The sequence below is a fragment of the Sphingomonas sp. CBMAI 2297 genome (genome assembly GCF_029870595.1).
Classification (GTDB): domain Bacteria; phylum Pseudomonadota; class Alphaproteobacteria; order Sphingomonadales; family Sphingomonadaceae; genus Sphingomonas.
The window spans coordinates 117295-142989 of record NZ_JAPDIR010000012.1 but is presented as its reverse complement, the minus strand read 5'-3'; the positions used below and the strand labels follow the sequence as shown (position 1 = coordinate 142989).

The following is a 25695-nucleotide window of genomic DNA, read 5'->3' as shown; positions in this document are numbered from 1 at the left end:
GGCGCTGGCCGGCATCGCCGTCGCCGCCGTCTGGAACTTCGCGCTGTCCTCGCGCTTCGTCTGGGGACGGTACTGACGGTCCCCTCCCGGGAAGGGAGGGGCGTTGGCTACCGCCAGCTGCCGATCCACATCCAGTGGACGAAGCCCTGGCTGTCCGCCAGCGGGGCGGCCGAGAGGATCGGATAGAAATAGCCGAACACCAACAGCGAGAGCGCGGCGAACCATTCCTCCCAGCCGCGGTTCCGGCCGCGGTCGAAATGCTGGAAGGCGATCGGCAGCGCCATGCACAGGAAGATGCTGCTCGGATGATAGTAATAATAGAAGCCGATCGACTTGGGGATGACGACATAGATCGCCAGCGAGGCCGTCCATAGCAGCGCCATCGCCAGCGGCCGGATCGCCCTGTCCTTGAACCACGCCCAGTAACAGGCCGCCACCGCGACCAGGCCGCCCCACATGATCAGCGGATTGCCGATCAGCAGCACGCCGCGCTGGGCGCCGCGATCCCATTCGTAGAAATACCAGATCGGCCGCAGCATCAGCGGCCAGCTCCACCAGCTGGACTGATAGGTGTGGTGCGGCAGGATCTGCGTCTGCATCTGCCACATGTGGATCTGCTGGCTGAACAGGCCGGAAAGCGAGGTCAGCGGATCGGTGGTGTAGAAGAAGGCCGGCGCGAAGGTGATGAAATAGGTGATCACGCTCACCACGCCCATCGCCAGGATCGCCGGGACGGCGGGCAGGCCGGCCCAATGGCGCTGCTCCTTGCCCGAAAGCGCCGAGAGGATCGGTTTCTTCGCCAGGCGCGCGTCGCGCGCGCGGATCACGAGAAATGCCAGGGCGGCGAGCACGATATAGGGCACGCCCGCCCATTTGACCGCGGTGACGCAGCCGAGCAGCGCGCTGCCGGCGATCCAGCGCCACCACACCGCCCTGCCGCTTCCCTGCATCGACCAGAGCAGCATCACCAGCGCCCAGACCAGGAAGGCGCCGAGGAAGATGTCGAGCATCCCGGTGCGCGCCTGGACATAGACGGTCTGGTTGAGCGTGGTGAGCACGGCGCCGACCAGCGCGGTGCGCATGGTGCCGGCGAGCAGCCAGAGGAACGCGAAGACGCCGAGCACCGTGGCGGTGCCCGCCAGCGTCGAGGCGATGCGCCAGCCAAAGGGATTGTCGCCGAGCAGCGCCATGCCGGCCGCGATCAGTTCCTTGCCGAGCATCGGATGCTCGACGTTGCGCGGGCCCGACAGGTCGAGCAGCGCCTGGGCGGCGGGCAGGTAGTGCACCTCGTCGAACATGATCACGCTCGGCTGGTCGAGATGGACCAGGAACAGCGCCTGCACGGCAACGGCGAGGAGCAGGGCGACGAGCCAGGGGCGGTCCTGCAGGGCCTTGAGGCGATCGAGCATGGCGCGTTGATTAGCCGAGCGTTTCGCAGCCGTCATGCTGAACTTGGTTTCCGGATTCGCGCAGCGACGAAGCAGGACTTGTCGGCGCCCAAGTGACGAGCGGTGTTGACGCCCCGTTCCCTCAGCCGCAAAGCATCCCGCACTATGAAGCGTCGTACCGGCCAAGACCGCAGCGTAACCCGCAACTGGAAACCCGCCACCCAGGCCGTGCGTGGGGGGACCGCGCGTTCGGAATGGGGCGAGACGAGCGAGGCGATGTTCCTCACGTCCGGCTATGCCTATGATTGCGCCGGCGACGCCGCCGCGCGCTTCGCGGGCGAGCAGCAGGGCATGACCTATTCGCGCCTGCAGAACCCGACGGTGGAGATGCTCGAGGAGCGGATCGCGCTGCTCGAAGGCGCCGAGGCCTGCCGCACCATGTCCTCGGGCATGGCGGCGATGACGGCGGCGATCCTCTGCCAGGTGAGCGCGGGCGACCATATCGTCCAGGGCCGCGCCGCCTTCGGTTCCTGCCGCTGGCTGACCGACAGCCTGCTCCCCCGCTTCGGCGTGGAGACCACGGTGATCGACGCGCGCGATCCGCAGCAGTTCGCCGACGCGGTGCGCCCGAACACCAAGGTCTTCTTCTTCGAGACGCCCGCCAATCCGACGATGGACGTGGTCGACCTGGAAGCGGTGTGCGCCATCGCCCGCAGGCACGGCATCACCAGCGTGGTCGACAATGCCTTCGCCACGCCCGCGCTGCAGCGCCCGCTCGAATTCGGCGCGGACGTCGTCGCCTATTCGGCGACCAAGATGATGGACGGGCAGGGCCGCGTGCTCGCCGGCGCGGTCGCCGGCTCCTCGGCCTTCATCAACGACGTGCTGCTGCCCTTCACGCGCAACACCGGGCCGACGCTGTCGCCGTTCAACGCCTGGGTGGTGCTCAAGGGGCTGGAGACGCTCGACCTGCGCATCCGCCGGCAGAGCGAGAATGCGCTGAAGGTGGGCAGCTTCCTGGAGGCGCGCGTGCCACGGATCAACTTCCCGGCGCTGCCCAGCCACCCGCAGCACAACCTCTTCAACCGCCAGATGGACGCGGCGGGCCCGATCTTCTCGTTCGAGGTCGATGGCGGCCGCAAGCAGGCGCACGCGCTGCTCGACGCGCTCGAGCTGGTCGACATCTCGAACAATATCGGCGATTCGCGCTCGCTGATGACGCATCCGGCCTCCACCACCCATTCGAGCGTGGCCGAGGAGAAGCGCTTGGAGATGGGCGTGACCGAGGGCATGCTGCGCCTGAATGTCGGGCTGGAGGATTCCGAGGACGTGATCGCCGATCTGGACCAGGCGCTGAGGGCCGCCGGATTGTGATGGACGCATTGTTCACCGATGCGGCGGAAACGCGCGGGATCACCGTGCGCGTGTCGGTGAGCTATCTTCCCGAGCAGAGCGAGCCCGATCGCGGCCGCTGGTTCTGGGCCTATCACATCCGCATCGAGAATAGCGGGACGATGACGGTGCAGCTCCTGACGCGCCACTGGATCATCACCGACGGCCGCGGCGCGCGCCATACGGTGGAGGGCGAGGGCGTGGTCGGCGAGCAGCCGATGATCGCGCCGGGGGCGAGCTTCGACTATGTCTCGGGCTGCCCGCTGAGCACGCCGATGGGGAATATGCAGGGCAGCTATCACATGATCGGGGAGGATGGCTCGGCGTTCGACGTCGCCATTCCGAAGTTCGCGCTCACGGCGCCGGCGGTGGCGGAATGAAGCGGACGCATCTGCCCCTGAACGGCCTGCGCGTGCTCGACGCGGCGGCGCGGCACCTGAGCTTCACGCGCGCGGCGGACGAGCTGGCGGTGACGCCGGCGGCAGTCGGCCAGCAGATTCGCGCGCTGGAGGATACGCTGGGCGTCGTCCTGTTCCGCCGCACCACCAAGGGGCTGGAGCTGACTCCCGAGGCCGAGGCCGGGCTGGCCGCGCTACGGGCGGGCTTCCTCCAGTTCGAGGAGAGCGTGCGCGCGATGCAGGCGGGGCAATCGTCCAAGTCGCTGACCATCGCCGCGCCGCGCGACCTGACCGCGAAATGGCTGATGCCGCGCCTGGCCGAGATCGCGCGCGAGGACAGCGACCTGCGCTTCATGCTCGTCCCCGCCGATGAGGCGATCGACTTCACCGAGGCCAATCTCGACCTCGCCATCCGCTGGGGCGAGGGCCCCGGCGAGCATGAGGGCGAGGCGCTGGAGAGCGACGGGATGATTACGGTCGAGCGACCGGGTGGCAGCATCGACGTGCGCATCTCCTGGCCCGGCTGCATGGCCGAGGATGCCGGCTCGCTGGTGCGGGTCGCCGATGCGGGGCTCGCGCTCGACGCGGCGGCCGAGGGGCTGGGGCGCGCGACCGTGCCCGAGCTGCTGGCGCGCAGCGACATCGAATCGGGCCGGGTCGTGGTCGTCGGCGAGCCCAAGAGCTCGAAGCTCGGCTATTGGCTGGTCGCGCCTCTGCCCCAGTGGCGGCAGAAGAAAGTGAAGACGCTGGTCGACGCGCTCGCGGCATGAGCAGGTTCCCCGCCTGCGCAGCGGGAGACGGATCGGCAACGGGGCTGGTCCTATCGGCTGGCCGACCTCTCGCCTGCGCCTGGAGTGAGGTCGAGCGCTACTATCCGCGCCGCGTCCGCTCGGCCGCTGATGTGCGTGCCCGTGCCCGCAAAGGCATCGAATACCAGGGTGAAGCGTTCGATTCGAACCAGGTCGTCGCCGTCCGTTCCGAAATCCATCGGCACATAACGCCGACGAGCGACCGATGTCCGGACATGCCTGGCCCAGTCGCCGGTGAGGTGCGCGGAGCCGCGCAGCTGCTCGACATCGTGCACACGCCCCGACGCATCGACGCGGTAGCGCAGGTCGATCCATTCGGGATCGCTGGGCGGCGCCACGCCAATGCCCGGGTCGGCCGGCAGCAGCGGCGGATCGTAGAACGGGACCAGCCTGGCCTTGCCCTTGGCGGGCAGCGTGGCGATCGCCTTGTCGATCGACGCTTCGCCGCCCTTGGACGCTGCCAGGCGAGCACGCAGCATCCCGGCGGCGATGCGATAGGTGGCGAGCTCGGGTGCGCTGGTCTGTTCGATCCGCTCGATCTGGCGGCGCGCGAGATCGTCATAGCCCGCCGCGCGCGTGGCGAGCGTGGTATAGGTTCCCGCCTGGCGCAGCATCGCCCGGCCCTGGACCTGTAGCTGTCCTGACTCGCGCGCCTTGCGTTCGACCTTGCGATAGACGTCCATCGCGCGCGTCAGGCGGCCGGTGGTGAGTGAAGCGTCGCCAGTGAGCAGCAGCTGGTCGAGCGCGCTCTCGCTCGTTCCGCCCTGGCCGGCACGCAGCGTCTCGAACGCGAAAATCTGGAGCACCCGGCCATTTTCGGGAAGGCCGGCGATGTCGGTCACGCTCCCATAGGCGCGCTGAAGGTCGGAGACTTCGACCGGATATGCCTTGGCGTAGCGCGCGTTGCGATTGTGCGATCGGGAAAGCGTCGCGCGCGCGCCTTCATAGTCGCCGGCGAGATACTGGTTCTCGGCATGGGCGAGCGATGCCGCGATGTCTTCCTTGGGCGTGCAGCGGCGCGCTAGGCAATCCTTGAGCTTCCTGCCGGTCTCGGCCAGCGGGCTGCCGGTGACCATGATCGTCGGAACCGTATCCTGGTGATTTTCCTGCGCCTCCACGGGCACCGCTGCGGTCATCGCCGTCAGCACGATCAAAGCTCGCATTCCGCTTCTCCGTTGCTACCGGAATATCTCCGCACACTACGCCCGAACAATCCAGAACAAATGGCATCGAACCGGAGGACCGGCTAGGCTCGGGCCGAGTGCAGGAGAACTGGAACATGCCGCAAAGTCCCTGGAGCCACAGCCGCAGCGCCGGCATCGCCGACGATATCGATTTCGAGATCAAGGGGCAGGAGCTCCAGTTCGTCGAGATCGAGCTCGATCCGGGCGAGAGCGCGGTGGCCGAGGCGGGGGCGCTGGTGTGGAAGGATGCGGCGGTGGGAATGACCACCGTGTTCGGCGACGGCAGCGGCGCGCAGGGCGGCGGCTTCATGGGCGCGCTGCTCGGCGCCGGCAAGCGGCTGGTCACGGGCGAGAGCCTGTTCACCACCGTCTTCACCCATAACGGCTCGGGCAAGGCGCGCGTCGCCTTCGCGGCGCCGGTGCCGGGTGCGATCGTGCCGCTGAAGCTCGATTCGGTCGGCGGCACGCTGATCTGCCAGAAAGACGCGTTCCTCTGCGCCGCCAAGGGCGTGTCGATGGGCATCGCCTTCCAGCGCCGGGTCATGACCGGCCTGTTCGGCGGCGAGGGCTTCATCATGCAGAAGCTCGACGGCGATGGCTGGGTGTTCGTCCAGTTCGGCGGCATGGTCGTCGAGCGCGAGCTGGCCCCGGGCGAGGAACTGCACGTCGATACCGGCTGCGTCGCCGCTTTCACGCCTTCGGTGGATTTCGACCTGGTCGGCGCGGGCGGAGTGCGCAGCGCGATCTTTGGCGGCGAGGGCCTGTTCTTCGCGCGGCTGCGCGGCCCGGGCAAGGTCTGGATCCAGTCGCTGCCCTTCTCGCGCCTTGCCGGACGGATGATGGCGGCGGCGAGTTCCCATGGCGGGCAGAATCGCGGCGAAGGCTCGGTGCTGGGCGGGATCGGCGACCTGATCGGGGGCAATCGTTGAGCCGGCCGATTCCCGATCTGCGCGATCCCGAGCAGCGCCGCGCCTATCGGCGCGAGCTGATGCAGGTGGCCAGGGGCGTTCGCCGCACCGGCGTCGCGCTGGCGATGCTTGGCTCGGCGCTGATCCTGGTCAACGCCTATTGGACGCCGGTCCCGAACATCGTCACGCTGGCCGCGATCGTCGCCGGCTTCGCGCTGATGCTCTTCGGCATCGGCGCGCGCGCCAAGTATCACAAGCGGCGGATGCGCGGCGAGATCTGAGGGATCAGGGCGCCGGCGCGGCCAGTTCCGCCGTCCTGCCGATCAGCGATGCGAAGCGGCCCTCATCGACGGCCTTCTGCACGTCGTTCCAGCTGCCGGTGACGACGTACCAGTCGCCATTCCGCGCCTGGAGCAGCAGGGTCATGTTCATCACGCCGGGCTCCGATCCGCCCTTGTAGCCGACCCATTGCCACTTGCCGCGCGCATCGGGGCCGATGCCGGGGTTGATCGACAGGATCCTGCGCGCCTCGGCGCCGGCCGCGCCCTCGGTGTTCCGCCGCAGCCAGTCCATCACCCGGATCAGGTCGTTCGGGCTCTCGAACCATTCGAACGTGTCGATCAGCTTCGGGATCTTCCTGGTGAAGCTGGTCGCATCGATCAGGATATTGGGCACGCCGGCCACTTCGCCGTCGAGCAGCTTGCGCCGCCCGGCTTCGTCGAGCTTCAGATAGCGTTCGCCCAGCCCCGCGACGCCCTTCAGCTTGAACAGCTCGAGCGTGCCCAGGAACGGCCGGTTGCGCGCCGGATCGGCAATGCCGAGCACCGGCATCATCGCTTCCACCTTCTCGCGGCCCAGCGCCTTCAGCAGAATGTCGGTCGCGCTGTTGTCGCTGATCGAGATCATCTGGGCGGCGAGCTCGCGCAGGCTCACCTGAGTGCCCTTGGGCTTGCCGGAATAGCCGCCGCCGGGCAGCGGGCCGCCGTCCAGCGTGACGAGATCGTCCCATTTGCGCTCGCCGGCATTGGTCGCGCGGACCAGCTCGGCGAGTATCACCAGCTTGAACGCCGATCCGATCGCATAGGGTTTGTCGGCATTGCGCCCGGCGAGCAGCTGCGGCGCGCCGCCGCCCAGTTTCGCGATCGCATAGCCGACATCGCCGGGCAGCGCGGCAAAGGCGCGCTCGACCTCCGGCAGCGTCTTCTCCGCGCTTTCGAATCCGCGGACGAGCAGCCCGCCCACCTGATGCGGCGGCGCCGGGTCGACGACCAGCAGCACATTGGCCACCGCCTTCTGGTACTGGACCCGGACATTCGCGCGCCACGGCGTCTCCTGCGCGGCGCTCAGGATCGCGACCGGCTTGCCGTTGGCGGCGCTCAGCTGGGCAGTGACCTCGTCGAACATCGCCTTGGGCACCTTCTCCTTGAAGGCGGGCGTGAAGAACGCCGCATAATCACCGCCGCCGTTCAGGATCGCGATCAGTTCACCGAGTCGCGCGGTGAAGGCGGGATCGGCCTGAACGGTCTGGAGCGGCGCGGCAGGCGCGGCAGCGGGCGCGGCGATCAGGAAGGCGGCGAGAAGCGGGAGCAGGCGCATCATTGCCTCATCGGCTGTGGACGTGCCGCTTCTAGCTGTTGGAAATCATGATATCAACATTTATTGCCTTCATCGTCATCCCGGCTTTCGCCGGGACGACGTGGCCGGGCAGGCGGGCTTTCTCAGGCGTCGATCACTTCCTCGTCCAGCCGCGCCGCATTCTCCTGGATGAAGGCGAAGCGGTGGGCGGGATTGTTGCCCATAAGCCGGTCGACCAGGTCCTTCACTCCGGCGCGCTCCTCATATTCCTGGGGCAGGGTGATGCGCAGCAGGCCCCGGGTCGCCGGGTCCATGGTGGTTTCCTTGAGCTGGTTCGGGTTCATCTCGCCCAGGCCCTTGAAGCGGCTGACCTCGACCTTCTTGCCCTTGAACGCGGTGCTCTCGATCTCGAGCCGGTGCGCATCGTCGCGGGCATAGAGCGACTTGGAGCCGACGGTCAGGCGATAGAGCGGCGGCTGGGCCAGGTAGAGATGCCCCTGGCGCACCAGGTCGGGCATTTCCTGAAAGAAGAAGGTCATGAGCAGCGTGGCGATATGGGCGCCGTCCACGTCCGCGTCGGTCATGATGATGATCCGCTCGTAGCGGAGATTCGAGGGGTCGCAGTCCTTGCGGGTGCCGCAGCCCATGGCGAGGATCAGGTCGGCGATCTCCTGGTTCGCCAGGATCTTGGCGCTGGTGGCCGAGGCGACGTTGAGGATCTTGCCGCGGATCGGCAGGATCGCCTGGGTCTTGCGGTCGCGTGCCTGCTTGGCGCTGCCGCCGGCCGAATCGCCCTCGACGATGAACAGCTCGGTCCCCGCCGGATCGTCGGCCGAGCAATCGGTGAGCTTGCCGGGCAGGCGGAGCTTGCGCGCGCTGGTCGCGGTCTTGCGCTTGACCTCGCGCTCCTGCTTGCGGCGGAGGCGATCGTCCATCCGCTCGAGCACATAGCCGAGCAGCGCCTTGCCGCGATCCATATTGTCGGCGAGGAAATGGTCGAAATGGTCGCGCACGGCCTTCTCGACCAGGCCGGCGGCCTCGGGCGAGGTCAGGCGGTCCTTGGTCTGCGACTGGAATTGCGGATCGCGAATGAAGACCGACAGCATGAGTTCGGAGCCGGTCATCACGTCGTCGGCGGTGATGTCCTTGGCCTTCTTGTTGCCGATCAGCTCGCCAAAGGCACGGATGCCCTTGGTCAGCGCCGCGCGGAGCCCCGCCTCGTGCGTGCCGCCATCGGGTGTCGGGATGGTGTTGCAATACCAGCTGTACGAACCGTCGCTCCACAGCGGCCAGGCGACCGCCCATTCGACGCGGCCGTTATTCTCGCCGGGGAAGTCCTGGCGGCCGGCGAAGAAATCGGCGGTGGCGCATTCGCGGGCGCCCAGCTGTTCCTTCAGGTGATCGGCCAGGCCGCCGGGGAACTGGAACACCGCTTCGGGCGGCGTCTCATCGCTGATCAGCTCGGCATCGCATTTCCAGCGGATCTCGACGCCGGCGAACAGATACGCCTTGGAACGGACCAGCTTGTAGAGCCGGCCCGGCTTGAACAGCATCTCGCCGAAGATCTCGGTATCGGGAACGAAGCTGACCGAGGTGCCGCGCCGGTTGGGCGTGCCGCCGACATGCTCGAGCGGCCCCAGCGTCTTCCCCTGGCTGAAGCGCTGGCGATAGAGCTGCTTGTCGCGCGCGACCTCGACAATGGTGTCGATCGACAGCGCGTTGACCACCGAGATGCCGACGCCGTGCAGGCCGCCCGAAGTGGCATAGGCCTTGCCGGAGAACTTGCCGCCCGAGTGGAGCATCGAGAGGATCACCTCGAGCGCCGACTTGTCGGGGAATTTCGGGTGCGGATCGATCGGCATGCCGCGGCCATTGTCGACGATGGTGATGCGGTTGCCGGCCTCCAGCGTGACTTCGATGCGATTGGCATGGCCGGCCACCGCCTCGTCCATCGCATTGTCGAGGATCTCGGCGGCGAGGTGATGCAGCGCGCGCTCGTCGGTGCCGCCGATATACATGCCCGGGCGGCGCCGAACCGGCTCCAGCCCTTCAAGGACTTCGATCGAGGAGGCGTCATAGGTGCCGGAGGGCACGCCCGGCGCGGCAAACAGGTCTTCAGCGGCCATGGAGAACGTATAGGGGGTGCGGGGTGACGGGCGCAAGGGATGGGGCTGTCCAATTCCTCCCCCGGCTTGCTCGGGGAGGAATTGGGGAATCACGCCGCCTTGAGCTGGGCGATGAACCTGTCGGTCGCCGCCTCCAGCGCCACCGCCGCTTCGGAAAGCCCGGTCGCGGCGCTGGAGACCTGGTCGGACAGCGCCTCGGTGTCGCTTGCCACGGTGGCGACAGCGCCGATCCGCTCGGCCATGCGCGTGGCGCCGATGGCGGTGTCGTGCGCGGTCGCCTCGATCATGCCGGCGGCCTGGCGCTGCCCGTCGACTTCGCTGCGGATCGCCTCCGCCGCCGCCGCGACTTCGGCCACGGTGGCGGCGATCTCGTCGAGCGCGCCGTGCGCCAGGGTCGCGCCGCCCTGGACGGTGCCGGCGAGGGTGCGGATCTCCTCGGTCGCGGAGCCGGTCTGGTTGGCGAGTGCCTTCACTTCATGCGCGACCACCGCGAAGCCGCGGCCGATATCGCCGGCGCGCGCCGCCTCGATCGTGGCGTTGAGCGCGAGCAGGTTGGTCCGCGCGGCGATTTCCTGGATCGATTCGGCGAAGCGGGTGATCGTGCTCGTGCGCTCGGCCAGCGCGCGCACCGCATTCTCGCCGGATCGCGAGACGCCGCGCGCGGCGCCGCTCAGATTCGCCTGCTGGTCGACGCTGGTGGCGATCGCCACGATCGAGGCGGTCAGCTGGCGCACCCCGCTGGCGAGCCCGCCGGCCGTGTCCGAGGCCTGGCTGGCGATGTGCGCGGTCGCGGCGAGCTCCACGCTTGCCGTATGGGCGAGCGAATTGAGCGCATGGGCCGAGCGATCGAGGTCGCTCGCGGCGCGGGTCACGTCGCGCACCGTCTCGGCGACCGAATCCTGGAAGGCGGTGGCGAGCGCCAGCATCTCGTGGCGGCGTTCGGCGGCCGCGCCGCGCTCGCTCGTCTCGCGCCGCTCGCGCTCGGCGCGCTCGCGCGCTTCGGCGGCGCGCACCGCGGTGAGCGCCGCCTCGGCATCGTCGCGCCGCGCGGTGGCGTCGGCCGCGAAGCGGTCGCTCTGGGCGCGGGCATCGGCCTGCGCCTCGACCAGGCGGACGAGCTGGGTGGTGAGATAGGTGAGCACCGCGAATTCGAGCAGCACCGCCACGGCGTGGAAGGCGACGCGCCCGAAATTGCCGCCGCCCTCGAACACCCAGGCCGGCACCGCGAGCTGGAAGACGATGTGATGGACGGCGATCAGCGCGCAGGCGAGCGCGATCGGCCGCCAGTCATAGAGCAGCGTCAGGCCCGAGAGCGCGACGAAGAAATACATGTGCGAGTCCATCTGCCAGGGATGGCCGGTCAGCGCATAGACGGCGAGCGCGGGCTGGACGGCGGCGAGCGTGCCGACGATCAGCCGTGCGGCGGCATCGTAGCGGCGCCGCAGCGCGACGATCGTCGGGGCGATGTTCGCCGCCGTGCCCAGCACGAAGGTCATCCATTCGCGCTGGCTGCCGAGCAGCAGGCCGAGCACGAAGACCACGCCGACGGTGGCCCAGCTGGCCATGACCAGCGTCCGGACGCCGCGGCGCCGAAGGCGATCGATCTCGTTCATGCGGCCGCGCCTCCGCACAGGGCGGGCGGTGCCGCGAGGATCAGGATCGCCCGGCCCCGGAGCGCCGCGGCGATGGCGGGATGCGCGCCCGTGACGACGAAGCTGCCCGGCAGCGGTCCGTCGCCGAGCAGCTGCGCGCCGCCATCGACTGCCCCGGCGAGCATGCGGTCCGCCGCACCCGGCAGCATCGGCACCAGCAGCATCCGCCCCTGGCTGGGTGGCCAGAAGGCCGCGCAGGCCAATGCCAGCCCGACCAGCGCGAGTTGCAGGGGCAGGGCGTGGCGGGCGAAGATCGATCCGAAACGGTTCATTCCGCGCGTCTAGCGGGAATTAGGTTAGAAACACGTAAACCACAGCATTTGCGCAGATTACGATATTCCTGGCGCCTGTCCGATGGGCCTTGGTCCGGACCGGCGGTGCATGCCGATCCAGATCACTGCCTCGGTCGCGATGCCGACACCGGCGTCGAGCACAAGCTGCAGGACGCCGCCCCGCAGATGCGCAGCGGATCGATCATGATGCTCCTGCTCCTCCGCGACGATGTCCGCCAGGATGGCGACGACGGCCGGATCGCCGGATCCGAGTGCCGCGAGCTGCTCGGCCATGTGGCGGAGCACGACGCGCTCGATCGCAACGGTGGTGGCGGCGATCGCGTGCCGGCCGAGCAGCCCGGTGACGGTGCCGAGCAAGGTGCCGAGCACTGCGCATAGAGCGTAGCTCGGGCAGCGCGACTGGCCGCGGCGCGCCAGCTCGGCGGCAAACAGTGCGCGGTGACGTTTCTCGTGCGCGATGAAGTCGTCGATCTCGGCCAGCAGGTCCGGCGCGGTCCAGCGGGCGAGCCGCAGCTGCGCCCGATAGACGCACACCGCGCCATGCTCGCCGGCATGATCGACGCGCAGCACGCGGTCGCCCAGCGTCTCGCCGGGCGCCAGGCGTGCCGCGATCGGCATCAGGATCTAGCGGACGCGCGGGCCGCCAAAGGGCAGCGGCGGCGGCGGGCGGCGATCGCGGCGGGGCAACTGCGCCTGATAGGCATGGCCGCAATGCTCGACGCAATAGGGGAAGCCCGGGTTCACCTTGTCGCCGCAGAAATGGAAGTCCGGCTCGCCCGGATGGCCGATCGGCCATTTGCAGATCTTGTCGTTGAGATCGAGCAGGCTGGTCTTGCCCGCGATCGCCTCGGAAGGCTTGGCGGGGACGAGGCGGCGCGGCGGGGCCGGCGAGATCGGCGGAGCCTGTTCGCCGGGGTTCTGGCGGACGAAGCCGCCCGGGCCGACCGAACGGAGCACCGGCCCGTCCGCGACGGGCTTGGGCTCGGCCGGGGCCGAGGGCGCGGCGGCGGGCGCGGCGGCGCGCGGGGCCGGCGACTCGGCGGGCGCGGCGGCGGCCGGGGCCGGGCGCGGCGCGGGCGCCGGCTTGGGCTCGGCCGCAGCCTTGGGCTCGTTGGGCTTCACCGGCGACGGACGGGCGGGCAGGCCCAGGCGGTGCGCCTTGCCGATCACGGCATTGCGACTCACCCCGCCCAGCTCCTCGGCGATCTGGGTTGCGGTCAGCCCGCTGTCCCACATCTTCTTCAGCGTATCGATCCGCTCTTCGGTCCAGCTCAAAACTTCTCTTCCTTCACCTTGCCGTCGGCTCGTGCAGCGGTTACGCGAACGCGCGATGAGCAGCCAGCCTGAATTCGGTCAACAGCTCCCCGAGCCCGGCGTTCCGGTGATCCGCAACGTCAACTGGGGAGGTTTGCGCACCCTCTATATCAAGGAGGTGCGCCGTTTCTTCAAGGTGCAGCTCCAGACGATATGGGCGCCGGCGGTGACGACGCTGCTGTTTCTGGTGATCTTCACCGTCGCTTTGGGCGGCGGCGGGCGGATGGTGAGCGTCCAGCACCGCGAGATTCACTTCGCCGAGTTCATCGCGCCCGGCCTGATCGTGATGGGCATGCTGCAGAACGCCTTCGCCAATGCCAGCTTCTCGCTGCTCGTCGGCAAGATCCAGGGCACGATCGTCGATTACCTGATGCCGCCGCTCTCGACCACCGAGATGCTGGCGGCCTTGTGCGGCGGGGCGGTGACGCGCGCCTTCTGCGTCGGCGGCACGGTGTGGCTGGCCATGGCGATCTGGGGCGTCAATGTCTGGCCGCAGCACCTCTGGGCGGTGCTGTGGTTCGGTTTTCTCGGCTCGCTGTTCCTCGCGCTGATGGGCGTGCTGACCTCGATCTGGGCGGAGAAGTTCGATCACGCCGCGGCGGTGACCAATTTCGTGGTGGCGCCGCTGGCCCTGCTGTCGGGCACCTTCTACTCGGTCGAGCGCCTCGCCCCGACCTTTCAGGCGATCAGCCACGCCAACCCGTTCTTCTACATCATCTCCGGCTTCCGCTACGGCTTTATCGGCGTCGCCGATTCGCCGATCCTGGCCGGCAGCCTGGTGATCCTGGGTCTCGACGTGCTGCTGGGCTTCGGCTGCTACGCGCTGCTGCGCAAGGGCTGGAAGATCAAGAACTGACGGCCACACGCCGTTCGCGCTCCAACCCGATTCCACCCCGGCCCAAGCCCGGGGTGAGGTGCGAAGGGGATGGGCCGATAACGCCCCGGCATGCCCCGCGCCGAAACGATTATTGACGCCTCCCGGCCACCCCTCGTAAACACCCGCCTCGGGCGGTCCCGATAGGCCGCCCTTTGTCGTTTCTGGAGTCTCGTTTCCGAGCTTTTCACGAAGGAGGTACGTTCCCATGGCCATCACCCCGCTCATGCCCGTCTATCCGCGGTGCGCTGTGCGGCCGGTCCGAGGCGAGGGCGTGTATCTCTATGGCGAGCGCGGCGAGCAGTATCTGGACTTCGCCGCCGGCATCGCGGTCAACGCGCTCGGCCATGGCCATCCCCATCTGACCAAGGCGCTGCAGGACCAGGTCGCCACGCTGATGCACGTGTCGAACCTCTACGGCTCCCCCCAGGGCGAGGCGCTGGCCCAGCGGATCGTCGACAACAGCTTCGCCGACACGGTGTTCTTCACGAACAGCGGCGTCGAGGCGATCGAGTGCGCGATCAAGACCGCGCGCCGCTATCACTACGTCAACGGCAACCCGCAGCGCCACAAGCTGATCACCTTCAAGAACGCCTTCCACGGCCGTTCGATCGGCGCGATCTCGGCGACCGACCAGCCCAAGATGCGCGACGGCTTCGAGCCGCTGCTGCCGGGCTTCGACTATGTGAAGTTCAACGATCTGGAGGGCGCGCTCGCCAAGATCGACGGCGAGACTGCCGGCTTCCTGGTCGAGACGGTGCAGGGCGAGGGCGGCATGACCGCGGGCACCAAGGAGTTCATCCAGGGCCTGCGCAAGGCATGCGACGAGCATGGCCTGCTGCTCATCCTCGACGAGATCCAGTGCGGCTATGGCCGCACCGGCAAGATGTGGGCCTATGAGCATTACGGCATCACGCCGGACATCCTGACCGCGGCCAAGGGCATTGGCGGCGGCTTCCCGCTCGGCGCCTGCCTCGCCACCGAGGAAGCGGCCAAGGGCATGGTGATCGGCACCCACGGCTCCACCTATGGCGGCAACCCGCTCGCCATGGCGGCCGGCCAGGCGGTGCTCGACGTGATGCTCGAGCCCGATTTCCTGCCGCATGTCGAGAAGATGGGCGAGCGCCTGCGCCAGGCCTTCGAGCAGATGATCCCGAACCATGATCACCTGTTCGAGGAGATTCGCGGCAAGGGCCTGATGCTCGGCATCAAGATGAAGGACAGTGTCGTCAGCCGCGACTTCGTGGCGCATCTGCGCGACAATCACGGGCTGCTGACCGTGGCCGCGGGCGAGAACGTGTTCCGCGTGCTGCCGCCGCTGGTGATCAACGAGGATCACATCGCCGAGTGCATCGAGCGCCTGAGCGAGGGCGCGCGCAGCTTCGCGCCGCCGAGCGATGATTAATTCGATCCTCCCCGGAACGGGGAGGGGGACCGCTGCCGAAGGCAGGGGTGGAGGGGGCGTGCCCCAAGCGAATCGCTGGTGGAGGAGCCCCTCCACCATGTTTCGCATGGTCCCCCTCCCCGTGCCGGGGAGGATTTAAGATGCGCCATTTCCTTGATCTCACCGACGCCGGCGCCGCCGGCATCCAGGCGATGCTCGACGATGCGATCGCCCGCAAACAGGCCCGTGCCGGCTGGCCCAAGGGCAAGGCGGATGCCGACGCCCCGCTCGCCGGCCGCGTGCTGGCAATGGTGTTCGAGAAGAACTCGACGCGGACCCGCGTCTCGTTCGACATGGCGATCCGCCAGCTCGGCGGCACTTCGATCGTGATGGACGCGGGCTCGATGCAGCTCGGCCGCGGCGAGAGCATCGCCGACACCGCGCGCATCCTGTCGGGCTATGTCGACGCGATCATGATCCGCACCGACGATCACCAGAAGGTGGTCGACATGGCGAAATATGCCAGCGTGCCGGTGATCAACGGGCTCACCGACGCTTCGCATCCCTGCCAGATCATGGCGGACATGGAGACGATCCTCGAGGCGGGCTTCGCGCTGCCGGGGCTCAGGGTCGCCTGGCTGGGCGACGGCAACAACGTCCTCGCCTCGATCATGGAGGCGGGCGGGCTGATGGGCTTCGACGTGGTCGCCGCCTGCCCGCAGGGCTATCAGCCGAGCGACGCGGACGTTGCCCGCGGCAAGGGCCGGGCGAAGGTCGTCGGCACACCGAAGGAAGCGGTGGAGGGCGCGGACATCGTCGTCACCGATACCTGGATCTCGATGGGCCAGGCCCATGCCGAGACCAAGCTCGCCGCGATGATGCCCTTCCAGGTGACCGCGGCGCTGATGGCCTCGGCCAAGCCGGGCGCGAAGTTCCTCCACTGCCTGCCCGCGCACCGCGGCGAGGAAGTGACCGACGAAGTAATCGACGGCCCCCAGTCGCTGATCTGGCAGGAGGCGGAGAACCGCCTCCATGCGCAGAAGGCGGTGCTGCGCTGGTGCTTCGGGCAGATCGGCTGAGTTGAAGCTGCTGGATCGGCAACTATCTTAGCGTCATCCCCGCGAAAGCGGGGCCCATCTCCCGAACCCTCCTCCTGCACTACAGCTATTGTATATCGTGGCGTCTGCACGAGATGGTTCCCCGCTTTCGCGGGGATGACGAAGGTAAGAATTGTGACCAACACCGCCCCCACCACCGATCTCGATCGCGTGATCGGCTTCACCATTCCCGGCCGCCACACCCGTGGCCGCGTTGCGCGGCTGGGGCCGGTGCTCGACGAGATCCTGTCGGCGCACGCCTATCCCGAGCAGATCGAGCGGCTGCTGGCCGAGGCGCTGACGCTCACTGCCCTGCTCGGCGCCACGCTCAAGCAGGCCGAGGGGCAGATGACGCTCCAGGCGCAGACCCAGGGCGGCATCGTCAGCCTGCTGGTGTGCGACTACAAGAATGGCGAACTGCGCGGCTATGTGCAGTTCGATGCCCTGCGCCTGTCGCAGCTCGGCAAGAATCCGTCGCTGTTCGCGCTGTTCCACAAGGGCCATCTGGCGATCACCTTCGACCAGGCGGCCACCAAGGAGCGCTACCAGGGCATCGTGCCGCTCGACGCCGGCTCGCTGGCCGAGGCCGCGCAGAGCTATTTCCTCCAGTCGGAGCAGATCCCCAGCCTGGTGCGGCTGGGCGCGCGGCGCGACAGGGAGACCGGCAAGTGGATCGGCGGCGGCCTGTTCCTCCAGCATCTGCCGGAGGGCGAGGCAGGGCGCGAGCGGCTGCACGTGCGGCTCGATCATCCCGAATGGCAGCATGTCGAGGCGCTGGGCTCGACCATGGGTGTAGACGAGCTGGCCGATGGAGCGATCCCGCTCGAATCGCTCGTCTGGCGGCTGTTCAACGAAGAGGAAGAAGTGCGCGTCCTCAGCGGCGCGGATCTCTCGCGCGGCTGCCGGTGCGACCCTGGCTACATCACCGAGGTGCTCGCCAAGTTCCCGGAAGAGGAGCGGGCGGCGATGGCGGACGAGACCGGGGTGATCGCCGTCGACTGTGCCTTCTGCTCGAAGAAGTTCCCGGTGAAGCTCGCCGATTTCGTTCCGCCGCCGTTGTAATCCGGCGGGATCGCCCCATATCGGGCGCAAAGGGCGCGGGCTCTCGGGGCCGCGACGGGAGGACGTTGCGCATGTTGTTCAAGCGTCTGGTGTGCGTGGCATTTGCCGGCGCATCGCTGTTTATCGTGGGCGATGGGCCGGCTTCGGCCCATCGTTCCTCCAGCCAGGCAGTGCTTTCGCAGATCGAGCGCGGCCAATGGCTGCTCAAGGAGCGGCGCGGCGGCGAGCGCAAGATCTGCTTCGCGGGGCCGAACAGCTTCATCCAGCTCGCCCATGGCACCACGCCGTGCGAGCAGTTCGTGGTCGCGCAGGACCAGCGCGCGGCGACGGTGCGCTACACTTGCACCGGGCATGGCCAGGGCCGCACCACGATCACCGTGGAGACGCCGCGACTGGTGCGGATCGAGACCCAGGGCGTGCTCGACGGTTCGCCGTTCGAGCAGGAATATGAAGCGCGCCGCGCCGGCGCCTGCGGCTGAACGGGACTTAACCCTTATTTCACTGCTGCCGGGCTAAGTTGCTCCTCGCTCCTCGTGAGCACTTTCCTCTCTGGCATGGGGTTATCCCAAGAAACTGGGCCGCTCACGGGCGGCCCATTTTGCGTCCGGCCGCGCGTTCTTTGCCTCGCGGCGGAATCCGGAGTAGGGCGCGGCGATGACAGACAGTGTTGCAATCGTACTGGTTTCCGGCGGACTCGATTCGATGATCTCGGCCGCGCTCGCGCGCGAGGCGGGATATCGGCTGATGGCGCTCTCGTTCGACTATAACCAGCGTCACCATATCGAGCTGGCCGCCGCCCGCCGTGTCGCCGCGACCCTGGGTGCCGAGCGCCACATCGTCATGCCGATGGACCTGCGCGCGTTCGGCGGGTCGGCGCTCACCGCCGATATCGACGTGCCCAAGCAAGGCGTGGGGGACGACATTCCCGTCACCTATGTGCCGGCGCGCAACACCATCTTCCTCAGCCTCGCGCTCGGCTGGGCCGAGGCTTCGGGGGCGCGCGACATCTATATCGGCGTCAATGCGCTCGATTATTCGGGCTATCCCGATTGCCGCCCCGAATTCATCGAAGGCTTCGAGAAGCTCGCCGAGCTGGCGACCAAGGCCGGCGTGGAAGGCACGCCCTTCCGCATTCGCGCGCCGCTCCAGCACATGACCAAGGCGGACATCGTGCGCGAAGGCACGCGGCTCGGGCTCGACATGGGCCTGAGCTGGTCCTGCTACGATCCGGCGCCGGGCGGGCTGCATTGCGGCCTGTGCGACAGCTGCCGATTGCGCGCCAAGGGCTTCGAGGAAGCCGGGATCGCCGATCCGACGCAGTACGCGGCGCAGCCATAGGGTTCCGGATCATGACCTACAGCGTCAAGGAGATGTTCCTCACGCTTCAGGGCGAGGGGGTGAATGCCGGTGCACGCGCGGTGTTCGTGCGCTTCGCCGGGTGCAATCTGTGGACCGGCCGCGAGCAGGACCGCGCCAGTGCGATCTGCCGGTTCTGCGACACCGATTTCGTCGGCACCGATGGGCTGGGCGGCGGCAAGTTCGCCGGTGCAGCGGCGCTGGCCGATGCGGTGGCCGGGCATTGGGGCGCGGGGACCGAGGCGCGCTTCGTCGTGCTCACCGGCGGCGAGCCCATGCTGCAGGTGGACGATGCGCTGGTCGACGCGCTCCACGGCCGCGGCTTCCGAATCGCGATCGAGAGCAACGGCACCTTGCCGGTGCATCCGGGGATCGACTGGGTGTGCATCAGCCCCAAGGCGGGGAGCGAGGTCGTCCAGCGTGCCGGCGACGAGCTCAAGCTGGTCTGGCCGCAGCCCGGCACCGATGTCGACACGCTCGAGGGCTGGGACTTCGCCAATTTCCTGGTCCAGCCGATGGACAGCGCGGAAACGGCCGAGAACATGCGGGCCGCGATCGCCTTCGCGATGGCGCGGCCGAAATGGCGGCTGACCTTGCAGACGCACAAGATGCTGGGATTGCGGTAAAGTCGTCATCCCGGCGAACGCCGGGATCTCGTACTGCTCCTTCCCCGCGCCATCGCCTGAGATCCCGGCTTTCGCCGGGATGACGGGAGGGAGCGGGGAAGCCGGTCAGCCGATCAATCGATCAGCAGCGGGCCGCACTTCTTGACCTGATACTGGCCCTTCTTCCAGCATTTGTCGTTGCCGAAAGGCGGCATCTTCACGCCGTACATGCCGGTGACGATATAGCCCGACGGACGATATTGCTCGCCCCAGGGGCCCAGGCTGGCGCGCAGTTCCTTCATCCGGTCCTGCGCCAGATCGCCGAACTGGCCCGGCTTCACGAACACCGCATCATGGCCGATTGCGGCGGCCGTCTGGCAGAAAGAGAGCTGCCCCTGAACAGTCGAGAATCCCGAGTAGATGCGGGTCCCGTACTTGTCGAGCTCTAGCTGGCCCTGCTTCTTGTTCTTGTACGCTCGTTCAAAATATTTCTCGAGCGTAGCGTAGGAATCACGCAGTTCGATCGCGTGGTCCTTGATCAGCGAATTGTAATTGTCGACCGACAACAGCGTCGGCTCGAACTGGCACTGGAGCGCCGCGACGTTGAGCGCGGCACGCAGGTTCCAGGCGAGCGCGGCGCGCAGCTCGGCGGCGGTGGCGCCCGGCAGCGCCGGGCCGGTCATCCCGGGCTCCGCCCCGGTGACTCGCCCGCTCTCGAGATTGGCGGGCTTGAGGAAGAATTGCGCCGAAGCCGGCGCGGATGCGAACAGGCCGATCCCCCCGGCCAGCATAAGTGCGATACGCGATGCGAGCATGCTGCCCTCGAAAACTACCAGTTGACCCCGTGGGCAGGGGTTACGGTGTTCCGAGTCCGGGTTGAAGCCCCTTTTTACCATCCGGGCCGTGCCATACCGGCATTTCATCGCAAATCGGGAAACGAAAAGGGCCGCCCGGTCGCCCGGACGGCCCTTTCTTCAAACACCCTACCGGGCGCGCGATCAGTGCGCGTTGGTGGTGTTGGTCTCGACGGTGGTGGTGTTCTCGACCACGGCGCCGTTCTCGGTGGCGGCGGCGTCGATGTTGGTCACCATGGTGTCGGTGGTCACGTTCTCGGTCGGAACGACTTCGGTGGTGTTGGTCACGTTGGTCGACTCGTTGCTGGTGCACGCCGAGGCCAGGAGGGCCGCGCCGGCGATCATCGAACCTGCAACGATCTTCGAAATGACTGCACGCATGTAGAAAGCTCCCTAGATAATGGATCTGGATTACGGTTACGCCGTTTAATACCCAAACCGGAGTGGACATTAGACGGTTCGGGCAAACCCCTCAAGACTCGATTTGACCTGCGCTCAGGAGAGAGCGTCCAAAAATGGCAAAAATGTGGCCCGGAGCGCCGAATCGAATTGCCGGAATGTTACCGGCTTGCCGAGCGCGGCGGCGCTGGTGACGGGGAACTCGGCGATGCCGCAGGGGACGATTCCGTTGAAATCGCTCAGGTTCGGCGAGAGATTCACTGCGAAGCCGTGCATGGTCACCCATTGCCGGATGCGCACGCCGATCGCGCCGATCTTCGCTTCCCGGCCCGCCTGGTCGAGCGTCCAGATGCCGATGCGGCCCTCGGCGCGGAACGCCTCGATCCCCAGCTCGCCCAACGCGGCGATCACCCAGCCTTCCACGGCATGGACATAGCCGCGCACGTCGCGCTTGCGCCGGCGCAGGTCGAGCATCAGATAGCCGATGCGCTGGCCGGGCCCGTGATAAGTGTAGCGCCCGCCGCGCCCGGTGCGGAACACAGGAAAGCGCGGGTCGATCAGCTCGCCCGCGTCGGTGGCGCTGGTGCCGGCGGTGTAGACGCTCGGATGCTCGAGCAGCCAGATGCGTTCGGGCGCGGTGCCGGCGGTCAGCGCGGCGACGTGCGCCTCCATCTCGGCCAGCGCGGCGCCATATTCGATCGGCTCCGGGGCGACCCGCCATTCGATATCCTGGTTCATCGCCATGCGAATTGCGCATCCGAAAGCGATTGCGCAAGCATTGGCAACATAATGCGCGCCCGCTAACACCGGATGGAGGGAGGACATCGGGCGCATGGCGAAGATGGGCACCGTCTGGGATCGGACGGCGGAGTTTCTGAGCGACAATCTGGGCGCGATCCTGCCCGTGGCGCTGCTCGCCTTCTTCGTGCCCGCTTCGATCGAGGGCAGCTTCCAGGCGGCCAAGACCGGGGGCGGCCCGGAGCTGGTGCTGTCGCTCTACGCCGTCCAGCTCGCTTTCGGCATTCTCTCGCTATGGGGCTCGCTCACCATCTCGGCGATGGCGCTCGACATGGCGAGCGCGCGCGGCGCCGGAGTGATCGGGCGCGACCGGCTGCTGCCGGCGCTCGCGGTCTCGGTGCTGTTGTTCGCGGTGATGTTTCTGCTGGTGCTGCCGGTCCCGCTGGCGCTGCAGCTGAACGGGTACGACCTGATGGAGATCGCGCGCGGCGCCAATGCCGGGCTTGGCCCGCAGATTGCCGGCGGGATCGCGCTCTACGGGCTAGTGCTGCTCGGGCTGCTGCTGTGGATCGGTGCGCGGCTGCTGATCACCAATGCGGTGATCGTGCGCGAGAAGCGGATGTTCTCCGCGCTGCGCCAGTCCTGGAAGCTCACTCGCGGCATGACCTGGCGGATCATCGGGGTGATCCTGCTCTTCGCGCTGGTTTCCTGGGTCTCGATGCTCGCCGCCAACATGGTGTTCGGCAGCATCTTCGCGCTCGTCACCGGCGGGCCGGCCGAAGGGATCACGCTGGCGGGGGTGCTCACCTCGATCGTCGTCGCCGCGGTGCAGACCGGCTTCACCGTGCTGGTGCCCGCCTTCACCGCCAAGCTCTATCTGGCCCTCGCGGCGGATGCCGGGCTGCGCGAAGGCGCGTTCCGCGCATGAGCCTCACCAGCCGCGGCATCCTCGCCGATGCCGTCACTCTCTGGCGCGCGGAACGCGAGCTGCTCGTGGCGCTGGCGGGCATGTTCTTCGTGGTGCCGATGCTGGGCGCGGCGCTGCTGCTCGCGGGGCTCGAACCGACGGCAACCGGAGGAGACCCCGAAAAGCTGCGCCAGGCGCTGACGGCCTTCTACACCGCCAATCTGCCGGCGATCCTGGCGATCAACATCGCCATCGAATTCGGCACCTTCGCGATATTCAACCTCTATCTCCAGGGCGGCGGGCGCACGCTGGGCGAAGTGCTGCTGATCACGCTCAAGCGCTTCGCCGCCTTCTTCGTGCTCACCGTGATCGCCGGGCTATTCTTCTCCCTCGGCTTCTCGCTGTTCGTGATCCCCGGCCTGTTCGTATTGGCGCGAACCTGGCTCGCGGGGCCCGCCCTGGCCGCCGATCCGGCCGCGGGCATGCTCGGCGCCTTTCGCGAGGGGTGGCGGCGCAGCGCCGGCCTCACCGGCTTCGCGCTGCTCGGCCTTGCATCGATGATAATGTTCCTGGCGTTTGGGCTCGTGATCGTCACCGGCGGCATCCTGGGAACGATCGCCGCGCTCATCGGCGGCGCGCAGGCGGTGGCGCCGGTCTCCTATCTCGTCACCGCGCTGTTCGGCGGTGGTGCCTGGGCCGCGCTCGCGCTGATCCGCGTCGCCGCCTATCGGCTGGCCGGCGCCCCCAGGCAGGGGATCTGAGGCGCGGTGCCCGGCGCCAGCACGCCCGCCAGCCGCGGATCCGCGAATGTCTCCACCGTGCGCCGATAGGGCACGAAGCCGTGCTTGCGGTAGAAGCCGAGCGCGCCTGGATGGTCGAGCGTGCAGGTGTGCACCCAGACGCGCGTCACGTCCGGCGTCCAGGCCAGCATCAGCGCCTGCGCCATCAGCCAGCCGCCATGCCCCTTGCCCGCCAGCTCGGGCACCAGCCCGACAAAGCCCAGCTCGCAGGTCGCCTCGGCACGGAAATCGAGCTCGAGCATGCCGACTTCGATCCCCGCGCGATCGACCACCGCGAAGACATGGACCCGGGGATCGTGAATGATGGCGGTCAGCCGCGCCTCGTCCATCACCAGCCGCGAGAACCATAGCCAGGGTTCGCCGACCCGCCGGAACAGCGCGCGATACTTGGCCGGATCGGGCATGGTCCAGCGCACCAGCCGCAGCGGCGAATCGGGCAGGGGCCGGGGCCGCGGGCGCGCCAGCATCTCGAGCGCGGTGACGATGGTGGCGACCTGGTCGTCGGCGACCGGGATCAGGCCCATGTTCAGCTCCACGCCGCCATCGGGGGCAGGCTCATCAGGATCGCGTCGATATTGCCGCCGGTCTTGAGCCCGAACAGGGTGCCCCGGTCGTAGATCAGGTTGAACTCGGCATAGCGGCCGCGCCATTCGAGCTGCCGCTGGCGCTCGGCCTCGCCGAAGGGCAGGCCCATCCGCCGCCGCACGATACGGGGATAGACGTCCAGGAACGCGCGGCCGACATCCTGGGTGAAGGCGAAGTCCGCCGCCCAGTCCTGCTCCAGGTGATCGTAGAAGATCCCGCCCACGCCGCGATGCACCTTGCGATGGGGGATGTAGAAATATTCGTCCGCCCATTTCTTGAAGCGCGGATAATGTTCCGGATCGTGCGCGTCGCAAGCGGCCGCGAGCGCCGCGTGGAACGCTTCGGTGTCCTCCGCATAGGGGATGGGCGGGTTCAGGTCCGCCCCGCCGCCGAACCAGCGCCTGGTGGTGGCGAGGAAGCGCGTGTTCATGTGCACCGCGGGCACGTGCGGATTGGCCATGTGCGCGACCAGGCTGATGCCGGTGGCGAAGAATTTGGGATCCTCGCCCGCGCCGTGGATCGTCTTGGCGAACTCGCCCTCGAAGGTGCCGCCGACGGTGGAGACGTTGACGCCCACCTTCTCGAACACCTTGCCCTTCATCACGCCGCGCACGCCGCCCCCACCGGGCTCGCCCGAGGGATCGGTGCGGTCCCAGGCGACATATTCGAAGCGCGCGTCCGATCCGGCCTCGGCCTCGATCGCCTCGAACTCGGCGCAGATCGCGTCGCGCAGGCTCTCGAACCAGGTGCGGGCAGCCTGTTGCTGTTCGTCGAGCTCGATCATTCCGGAAATCCTTTGGTCTGGCGGAGCGCCTCGGCGAGCCCGATGCCCGCCGATACCGCGAGGTTCAGGGAGCGCAGCCCGGCGCGCAGCGGTATGCGCACGATCAAATCCGCGCGCGCGTGCACGAAATCGGGGGCGCCGCGGCTCTCGGAGCCGAACAACAGGGTGTCGCCGGGCCGGAACGCCGCTTCGTCGAGCCGGATCGATCCCTTGGTGCTGAACAGCACCACGCGGCCGGCGAGCTTCCCGGCGAACGCATCGAAATCCGCGTGGCGCGTGACTTCGGCGATCTCGCCATAGTCCATCGCGGCGCGGCGGCGGGCGGCATCGTTCCAGGCGAATCCCATCGGCTCGATGAGGTCCACGGGCGCGCCGAAACAGGCGCCGAGGCGCAGCACGGCACCCACATTGCCGGCAATATCGGGCTCGAACAGGGCTAGTCGCATGGCGCCGCTCCTAGCGTCCCCCCGCCCGGCGCAGCAAGTCGTTCAAAATCCCTGTTGCGGAAGCGCTTGGGCGCCGTCTATCAGGCCAGCTGGCTTAACCGGGAGACACCGGTGGGCCGCGAGGGGGGCCTTAGCGCCCGTGTCTGCGTCACGTCCTACCCGCGCGTTCGCCGCGGCAAGTTCGAAGTGCAAGGGGTAAACATGGCAATTGAAGGCGATCTCGCCGGTCTCGAAAATCCCCGCCGCCGCGATTATCTGCAATATGCCGCCGTTTCGGTGGCGGCTGTGGGCGCGGGCGTCGTGGTGCTTCCGCTGGTCAATTCGATGAACCCGTCGGCCGACGTGCTCGCGCTGTCCACCACCGAGGTGGACGTGTCGAAGATCGAGCCGGGTCAGGCGATCAAGACGAGCTTCCGCAAGCAGCCGCTGTTCGTGCGCAACCTGACGCCGAAGGAAATCGCCGAGGCGGACGCAGTGCCGGTCTCCAGCCTGCGCGATCCGCAGACGCTCGAGCAGCGCACGGCGAAGGGCCATACCAACTGGCTGATCACGCTGGGCGTCTGCACCCATCTCGGCTGCGTGCCGCTGGGCGCGGGCGAGGGCGAGAATCGCGGGCCGTTCGGCGGCTATTTCTGCCCCTGCCACGGCTCGGCCTATGACACGGCCGGCCGCATCCGCCAGGGGCCGGCGCCGAAGAACCTCGAGGTTCCGAAATATAGTTTCACGTCCGACACCGTCGTCGTGGTTGGGTGAGGATTACAGCGC

29 protein-coding genes are annotated in these 25695 nt (G+C 67.9%); 15 read left to right on the top strand and 14 right to left on the bottom strand.

What is annotated here, in order from left to right:
* Positions 1-107 precede the first annotated feature (107 nt).
* Positions 108-1409, bottom strand: coding sequence for a glycosyltransferase family 39 protein (locus tag OMP43_RS16915; RefSeq protein WP_280280702.1), 1302 nt, complete (start codon positions 1407-1409; stop codon positions 108-110).
* A gap of 144 nt (positions 1410-1553) precedes the next feature.
* On the opposite strand from OMP43_RS16915, the gene OMP43_RS16910 reads away from it, so the two are divergent.
* The 3 genes from OMP43_RS16910 to OMP43_RS16900 are packed head-to-tail and all read left to right on the top strand — an operon-like array spanning position 1554 to position 3948.
* Positions 1554-2762 carry an aminotransferase class I/II-fold pyridoxal phosphate-dependent enzyme gene (locus tag OMP43_RS16910; RefSeq protein ID WP_086130997.1) on the top strand — a complete coding sequence of 403 codons (1209 nt, stop codon included), beginning with the start codon at positions 1554-1556 and terminating at the stop codon, positions 2760-2762.
* Positions 2762-3160 (top strand): Co2+/Mg2+ efflux protein ApaG, encoded by a 399-nt coding sequence (gene apaG / locus OMP43_RS16905; protein WP_280280701.1) that lies wholly within the window; start codon positions 2762-2764, stop codon positions 3158-3160. Before OMP43_RS16910 ends, apaG begins: the two co-directional genes overlap by 1 nt.
* The gene (locus OMP43_RS16900; protein WP_280280700.1) at positions 3157-3948 is read left to right on the top strand and encodes a LysR family transcriptional regulator; all 792 of its coding nucleotides are present in this window, start codon (positions 3157-3159) and stop codon (positions 3946-3948) included. The genes apaG and OMP43_RS16900 overlap by 4 nt, the downstream gene beginning before the upstream one ends.
* A gap of 50 nt (positions 3949-3998) precedes the next feature.
* Here OMP43_RS16900 and OMP43_RS16895 read toward each other — a convergent pair whose 3' ends face one another.
* On the bottom strand, positions 3999-5150 hold the full coding sequence (locus OMP43_RS16895; RefSeq protein WP_280280699.1) for a hypothetical protein: 1152 nt from the start codon (positions 5148-5150) through the stop codon (positions 3999-4001).
* A gap of 116 nt (positions 5151-5266) precedes the next feature.
* Between OMP43_RS16895 and OMP43_RS16890 the strand changes: the two genes are divergently transcribed.
* Together OMP43_RS16890 and OMP43_RS16885 are read left to right on the top strand one after the other, a co-directional pair.
* The gene (locus OMP43_RS16890) at positions 5267-6100 is read left to right on the top strand and encodes a TIGR00266 family protein (RefSeq protein WP_280280698.1); all 834 of its coding nucleotides are present in this window, start codon (positions 5267-5269) and stop codon (positions 6098-6100) included.
* Positions 6097-6360, top strand: a complete 264-nt coding sequence (locus OMP43_RS16885; protein ID WP_280280697.1) for a hypothetical protein — start codon at positions 6097-6099, stop codon at positions 6358-6360. Before OMP43_RS16890 ends, OMP43_RS16885 begins: the two co-directional genes overlap by 4 nt.
* A gap of 4 nt (positions 6361-6364) precedes the next feature.
* On the opposite strand, the gene OMP43_RS16880 is transcribed toward OMP43_RS16885, so the two are convergent.
* From OMP43_RS16880 to OMP43_RS16855, 6 genes are all read right to left on the bottom strand, one after another.
* The gene (locus tag OMP43_RS16880; protein WP_280280696.1) at positions 6365-7675 is read right to left on the bottom strand and encodes a serine hydrolase; all 1311 of its coding nucleotides are present in this window, start codon (positions 7673-7675) and stop codon (positions 6365-6367) included.
* A 122-nt stretch (positions 7676-7797) separates the two neighbouring features.
* Positions 7798-9780, bottom strand: a complete 1983-nt coding sequence (gene parE / locus OMP43_RS16875; RefSeq protein WP_280280695.1) for a DNA topoisomerase IV subunit B — start codon at positions 9778-9780, stop codon at positions 7798-7800.
* 89 nt (positions 9781-9869) lie between these two features.
* On the bottom strand, positions 9870-11393 hold the full coding sequence (locus OMP43_RS16870) for a methyl-accepting chemotaxis protein (protein ID WP_280280694.1): 1524 nt from the start codon (positions 11391-11393) through the stop codon (positions 9870-9872).
* On the bottom strand, positions 11390-11704 hold the full coding sequence (locus tag OMP43_RS16865) for a hypothetical protein (RefSeq protein WP_280280693.1): 315 nt from the start codon (positions 11702-11704) through the stop codon (positions 11390-11392). The genes OMP43_RS16870 and OMP43_RS16865 overlap by 4 nt, the downstream gene beginning before the upstream one ends.
* A 57-nt stretch (positions 11705-11761) precedes the next feature.
* On the bottom strand, positions 11762-12343 hold the full coding sequence (locus OMP43_RS16860) for a demethoxyubiquinone hydroxylase family protein (RefSeq protein ID WP_280280692.1): 582 nt from the start codon (positions 12341-12343) through the stop codon (positions 11762-11764).
* A 6-nt stretch (positions 12344-12349) separates the two neighbouring features.
* Positions 12350-13000 (bottom strand): GcrA family cell cycle regulator, encoded by a 651-nt coding sequence (locus OMP43_RS16855; RefSeq protein ID WP_280280691.1) that lies wholly within the window; start codon positions 12998-13000, stop codon positions 12350-12352.
* 55 nt (positions 13001-13055) lie between these two features.
* On the opposite strand from OMP43_RS16855, the gene OMP43_RS16850 reads away from it, so the two are divergent.
* From OMP43_RS16850 to queE, 7 genes are all read left to right on the top strand, one after another.
* The gene (locus OMP43_RS16850; protein WP_280280690.1) at positions 13056-13895 is read left to right on the top strand and encodes an ABC transporter permease; all 840 of its coding nucleotides are present in this window, start codon (positions 13056-13058) and stop codon (positions 13893-13895) included.
* A 226-nt stretch (positions 13896-14121) separates the two neighbouring features.
* Entirely contained in the window at positions 14122-15318 is a 1197-nt protein-coding gene (locus tag OMP43_RS16845; protein ID WP_280280689.1) for an aspartate aminotransferase family protein, read from the top strand.
* 140 nt (positions 15319-15458) lie between these two features.
* Positions 15459-16376, top strand: coding sequence for an ornithine carbamoyltransferase (gene argF, locus OMP43_RS16840; RefSeq protein ID WP_280280688.1), 918 nt, complete (start codon positions 15459-15461; stop codon positions 16374-16376).
* A 135-nt stretch (positions 16377-16511) separates the two neighbouring features.
* Positions 16512-17456 (top strand): Hsp33 family molecular chaperone HslO, encoded by a 945-nt coding sequence (locus OMP43_RS16835; RefSeq protein ID WP_280280687.1) that lies wholly within the window; start codon positions 16512-16514, stop codon positions 17454-17456.
* Positions 17457-17527: 71 nt separating this feature from the next.
* Positions 17528-17935: a hypothetical protein gene (locus OMP43_RS16830; RefSeq protein ID WP_280280686.1), complete on the top strand. Its 408-nt coding sequence runs from the start codon at positions 17528-17530 to the stop codon at positions 17933-17935.
* A 175-nt stretch (positions 17936-18110) separates the two neighbouring features.
* Positions 18111-18794, top strand: coding sequence for a 7-cyano-7-deazaguanine synthase QueC (queC, locus tag OMP43_RS16825; protein WP_280280685.1), 684 nt, complete (start codon positions 18111-18113; stop codon positions 18792-18794).
* 11 nt (positions 18795-18805) lie between these two features.
* Positions 18806-19438: a 7-carboxy-7-deazaguanine synthase gene (queE, locus tag OMP43_RS16820; RefSeq protein WP_280280684.1), complete on the top strand. Its 633-nt coding sequence runs from the start codon at positions 18806-18808 to the stop codon at positions 19436-19438.
* Between the two features lie 113 nt (positions 19439-19551).
* Here the strand turns inward: queE and OMP43_RS16815 are convergent, their stop codons facing one another.
* The 3 genes from OMP43_RS16815 to lipB all read right to left on the bottom strand — a co-directional run bounded on the left by OMP43_RS16815 (position 19552) and on the right by lipB (position 21408).
* The gene (locus OMP43_RS16815) at positions 19552-20232 is read right to left on the bottom strand and encodes a hypothetical protein (RefSeq protein ID WP_280280683.1); all 681 of its coding nucleotides are present in this window, start codon (positions 20230-20232) and stop codon (positions 19552-19554) included.
* Between the two features lie 183 nt (positions 20233-20415).
* On the bottom strand, positions 20416-20652 hold the full coding sequence (locus tag OMP43_RS16810; RefSeq protein WP_086131019.1) for a hypothetical protein: 237 nt from the start codon (positions 20650-20652) through the stop codon (positions 20416-20418).
* 114 nt (positions 20653-20766) lie between these two features.
* The gene (gene lipB, locus OMP43_RS16805; RefSeq protein WP_280280705.1) at positions 20767-21408 is read right to left on the bottom strand and encodes a lipoyl(octanoyl) transferase LipB; all 642 of its coding nucleotides are present in this window, start codon (positions 21406-21408) and stop codon (positions 20767-20769) included.
* A 94-nt stretch (positions 21409-21502) separates the two neighbouring features.
* On the opposite strand from lipB, the gene OMP43_RS16800 reads away from it, so the two are divergent.
* Complete coding sequence (locus OMP43_RS16800; protein WP_280280682.1) at positions 21503-22336, top strand: hypothetical protein; 834 nt, start codon at positions 21503-21505, stop codon at positions 22334-22336.
* The gene (locus tag OMP43_RS16795; protein WP_280280681.1) at positions 22333-23076 is read left to right on the top strand and encodes a hypothetical protein; all 744 of its coding nucleotides are present in this window, start codon (positions 22333-22335) and stop codon (positions 23074-23076) included. The genes OMP43_RS16800 and OMP43_RS16795 overlap by 4 nt, the downstream gene beginning before the upstream one ends.
* On the opposite strand, the gene OMP43_RS16790 is transcribed toward OMP43_RS16795, so the two are convergent.
* Genes OMP43_RS16790 through OMP43_RS16780 form a run of 3 tightly spaced genes read right to left on the bottom strand, consistent with a single transcriptional unit; the run spans position 23040 to position 24930 of the window.
* Entirely contained in the window at positions 23040-23639 is a 600-nt protein-coding gene (locus OMP43_RS16790; protein ID WP_280280680.1) for a GNAT family N-acetyltransferase, read from the bottom strand. The genes OMP43_RS16795 and OMP43_RS16790 overlap by 37 nt on opposite strands.
* Before the next feature lie 2 nt (positions 23640-23641).
* A complete protein-coding gene (gene hemF, locus OMP43_RS16785; RefSeq protein WP_280280679.1) occupies positions 23642-24484 on the bottom strand; it encodes an oxygen-dependent coproporphyrinogen oxidase in 843 nt (280 codons plus the stop codon).
* Positions 24481-24930, bottom strand: a complete 450-nt coding sequence (locus tag OMP43_RS16780; protein ID WP_280280678.1) for a tRNA (cytidine(34)-2'-O)-methyltransferase — start codon at positions 24928-24930, stop codon at positions 24481-24483. The genes hemF and OMP43_RS16780 overlap by 4 nt, the downstream gene beginning before the upstream one ends.
* 201 nt (positions 24931-25131) lie before the next feature.
* Between OMP43_RS16780 and petA the strand changes: the two genes are divergently transcribed.
* Positions 25132-25683 (top strand): ubiquinol-cytochrome c reductase iron-sulfur subunit, encoded by a 552-nt coding sequence (gene petA / locus OMP43_RS16775; RefSeq protein ID WP_280280677.1) that lies wholly within the window; start codon positions 25132-25134, stop codon positions 25681-25683.
* Positions 25684-25695 lie beyond the last annotated feature (12 nt).

Coding starts and splice junctions, on each gene's coding strand:
- OMP43_RS16915 (WP_280280702.1), bottom strand. CDS start 1,409: ATGCTCGATCGCCTCAAGGCCCTGCAGGACCGCCCCTGGCTCGTCGCC.
- OMP43_RS16910 (WP_086130997.1), top strand. CDS start 1,554: ATGAAGCGTCGTACCGGCCAAGACCGCAGCGTAACCCGCAACTGGAAA.
- apaG (WP_280280701.1), top strand. CDS start 2,762: ATGGACGCATTGTTCACCGATGCGGCGGAAACGCGCGGGATCACCGTG.
- OMP43_RS16900 (WP_280280700.1), top strand. CDS start 3,157: ATGAAGCGGACGCATCTGCCCCTGAACGGCCTGCGCGTGCTCGACGCG.
- OMP43_RS16895 (WP_280280699.1), bottom strand. CDS start 5,150: ATGCGAGCTTTGATCGTGCTGACGGCGATGACCGCAGCGGTGCCCGTG.
- OMP43_RS16890 (WP_280280698.1), top strand. CDS start 5,267: ATGCCGCAAAGTCCCTGGAGCCACAGCCGCAGCGCCGGCATCGCCGAC.
- OMP43_RS16880 (WP_280280696.1), bottom strand. CDS start 7,675: ATGCGCCTGCTCCCGCTTCTCGCCGCCTTCCTGATCGCCGCGCCCGCT.
- parE (WP_280280695.1), bottom strand. CDS start 9,780: ATGGCCGCTGAAGACCTGTTTGCCGCGCCGGGCGTGCCCTCCGGCACC.
- OMP43_RS16870 (WP_280280694.1), bottom strand. CDS start 11,393: ATGAACGAGATCGATCGCCTTCGGCGCCGCGGCGTCCGGACGCTGGTC.
- OMP43_RS16865 (WP_280280693.1), bottom strand. CDS start 11,704: ATGAACCGTTTCGGATCGATCTTCGCCCGCCACGCCCTGCCCCTGCAA.
- OMP43_RS16860 (WP_280280692.1), bottom strand. CDS start 12,343: ATGCCGATCGCGGCACGCCTGGCGCCCGGCGAGACGCTGGGCGACCGC.
- OMP43_RS16850 (WP_280280690.1), top strand. CDS start 13,056: ATGAGCAGCCAGCCTGAATTCGGTCAACAGCTCCCCGAGCCCGGCGTT.
- OMP43_RS16845 (WP_280280689.1), top strand. CDS start 14,122: ATGGCCATCACCCCGCTCATGCCCGTCTATCCGCGGTGCGCTGTGCGG.
- argF (WP_280280688.1), top strand. CDS start 15,459: ATGCGCCATTTCCTTGATCTCACCGACGCCGGCGCCGCCGGCATCCAG.
- OMP43_RS16835 (WP_280280687.1), top strand. CDS start 16,512: ATGACGAAGGTAAGAATTGTGACCAACACCGCCCCCACCACCGATCTC.
- OMP43_RS16830 (WP_280280686.1), top strand. CDS start 17,528: ATGTTGTTCAAGCGTCTGGTGTGCGTGGCATTTGCCGGCGCATCGCTG.
- queC (WP_280280685.1), top strand. CDS start 18,111: ATGACAGACAGTGTTGCAATCGTACTGGTTTCCGGCGGACTCGATTCG.
- queE (WP_280280684.1), top strand. CDS start 18,806: ATGACCTACAGCGTCAAGGAGATGTTCCTCACGCTTCAGGGCGAGGGG.
- OMP43_RS16815 (WP_280280683.1), bottom strand. CDS start 20,232: ATGCTCGCATCGCGTATCGCACTTATGCTGGCCGGGGGGATCGGCCTG.
- OMP43_RS16810 (WP_086131019.1), bottom strand. CDS start 20,652: ATGCGTGCAGTCATTTCGAAGATCGTTGCAGGTTCGATGATCGCCGGC.
- lipB (WP_280280705.1), bottom strand. CDS start 21,408: ATGAACCAGGATATCGAATGGCGGGTCGCCCCGGAGCCGATCGAATAT.
- OMP43_RS16800 (WP_280280682.1), top strand. CDS start 21,503: ATGGCGAAGATGGGCACCGTCTGGGATCGGACGGCGGAGTTTCTGAGC.
- OMP43_RS16795 (WP_280280681.1), top strand. CDS start 22,333: ATGAGCCTCACCAGCCGCGGCATCCTCGCCGATGCCGTCACTCTCTGG.
- OMP43_RS16790 (WP_280280680.1), bottom strand. CDS start 23,639: ATGGGCCTGATCCCGGTCGCCGACGACCAGGTCGCCACCATCGTCACC.
- hemF (WP_280280679.1), bottom strand. CDS start 24,484: ATGATCGAGCTCGACGAACAGCAACAGGCTGCCCGCACCTGGTTCGAG.
- OMP43_RS16780 (WP_280280678.1), bottom strand. CDS start 24,930: ATGCGACTAGCCCTGTTCGAGCCCGATATTGCCGGCAATGTGGGTGCC.
- petA (WP_280280677.1), top strand. CDS start 25,132: ATGGCAATTGAAGGCGATCTCGCCGGTCTCGAAAATCCCCGCCGCCGC.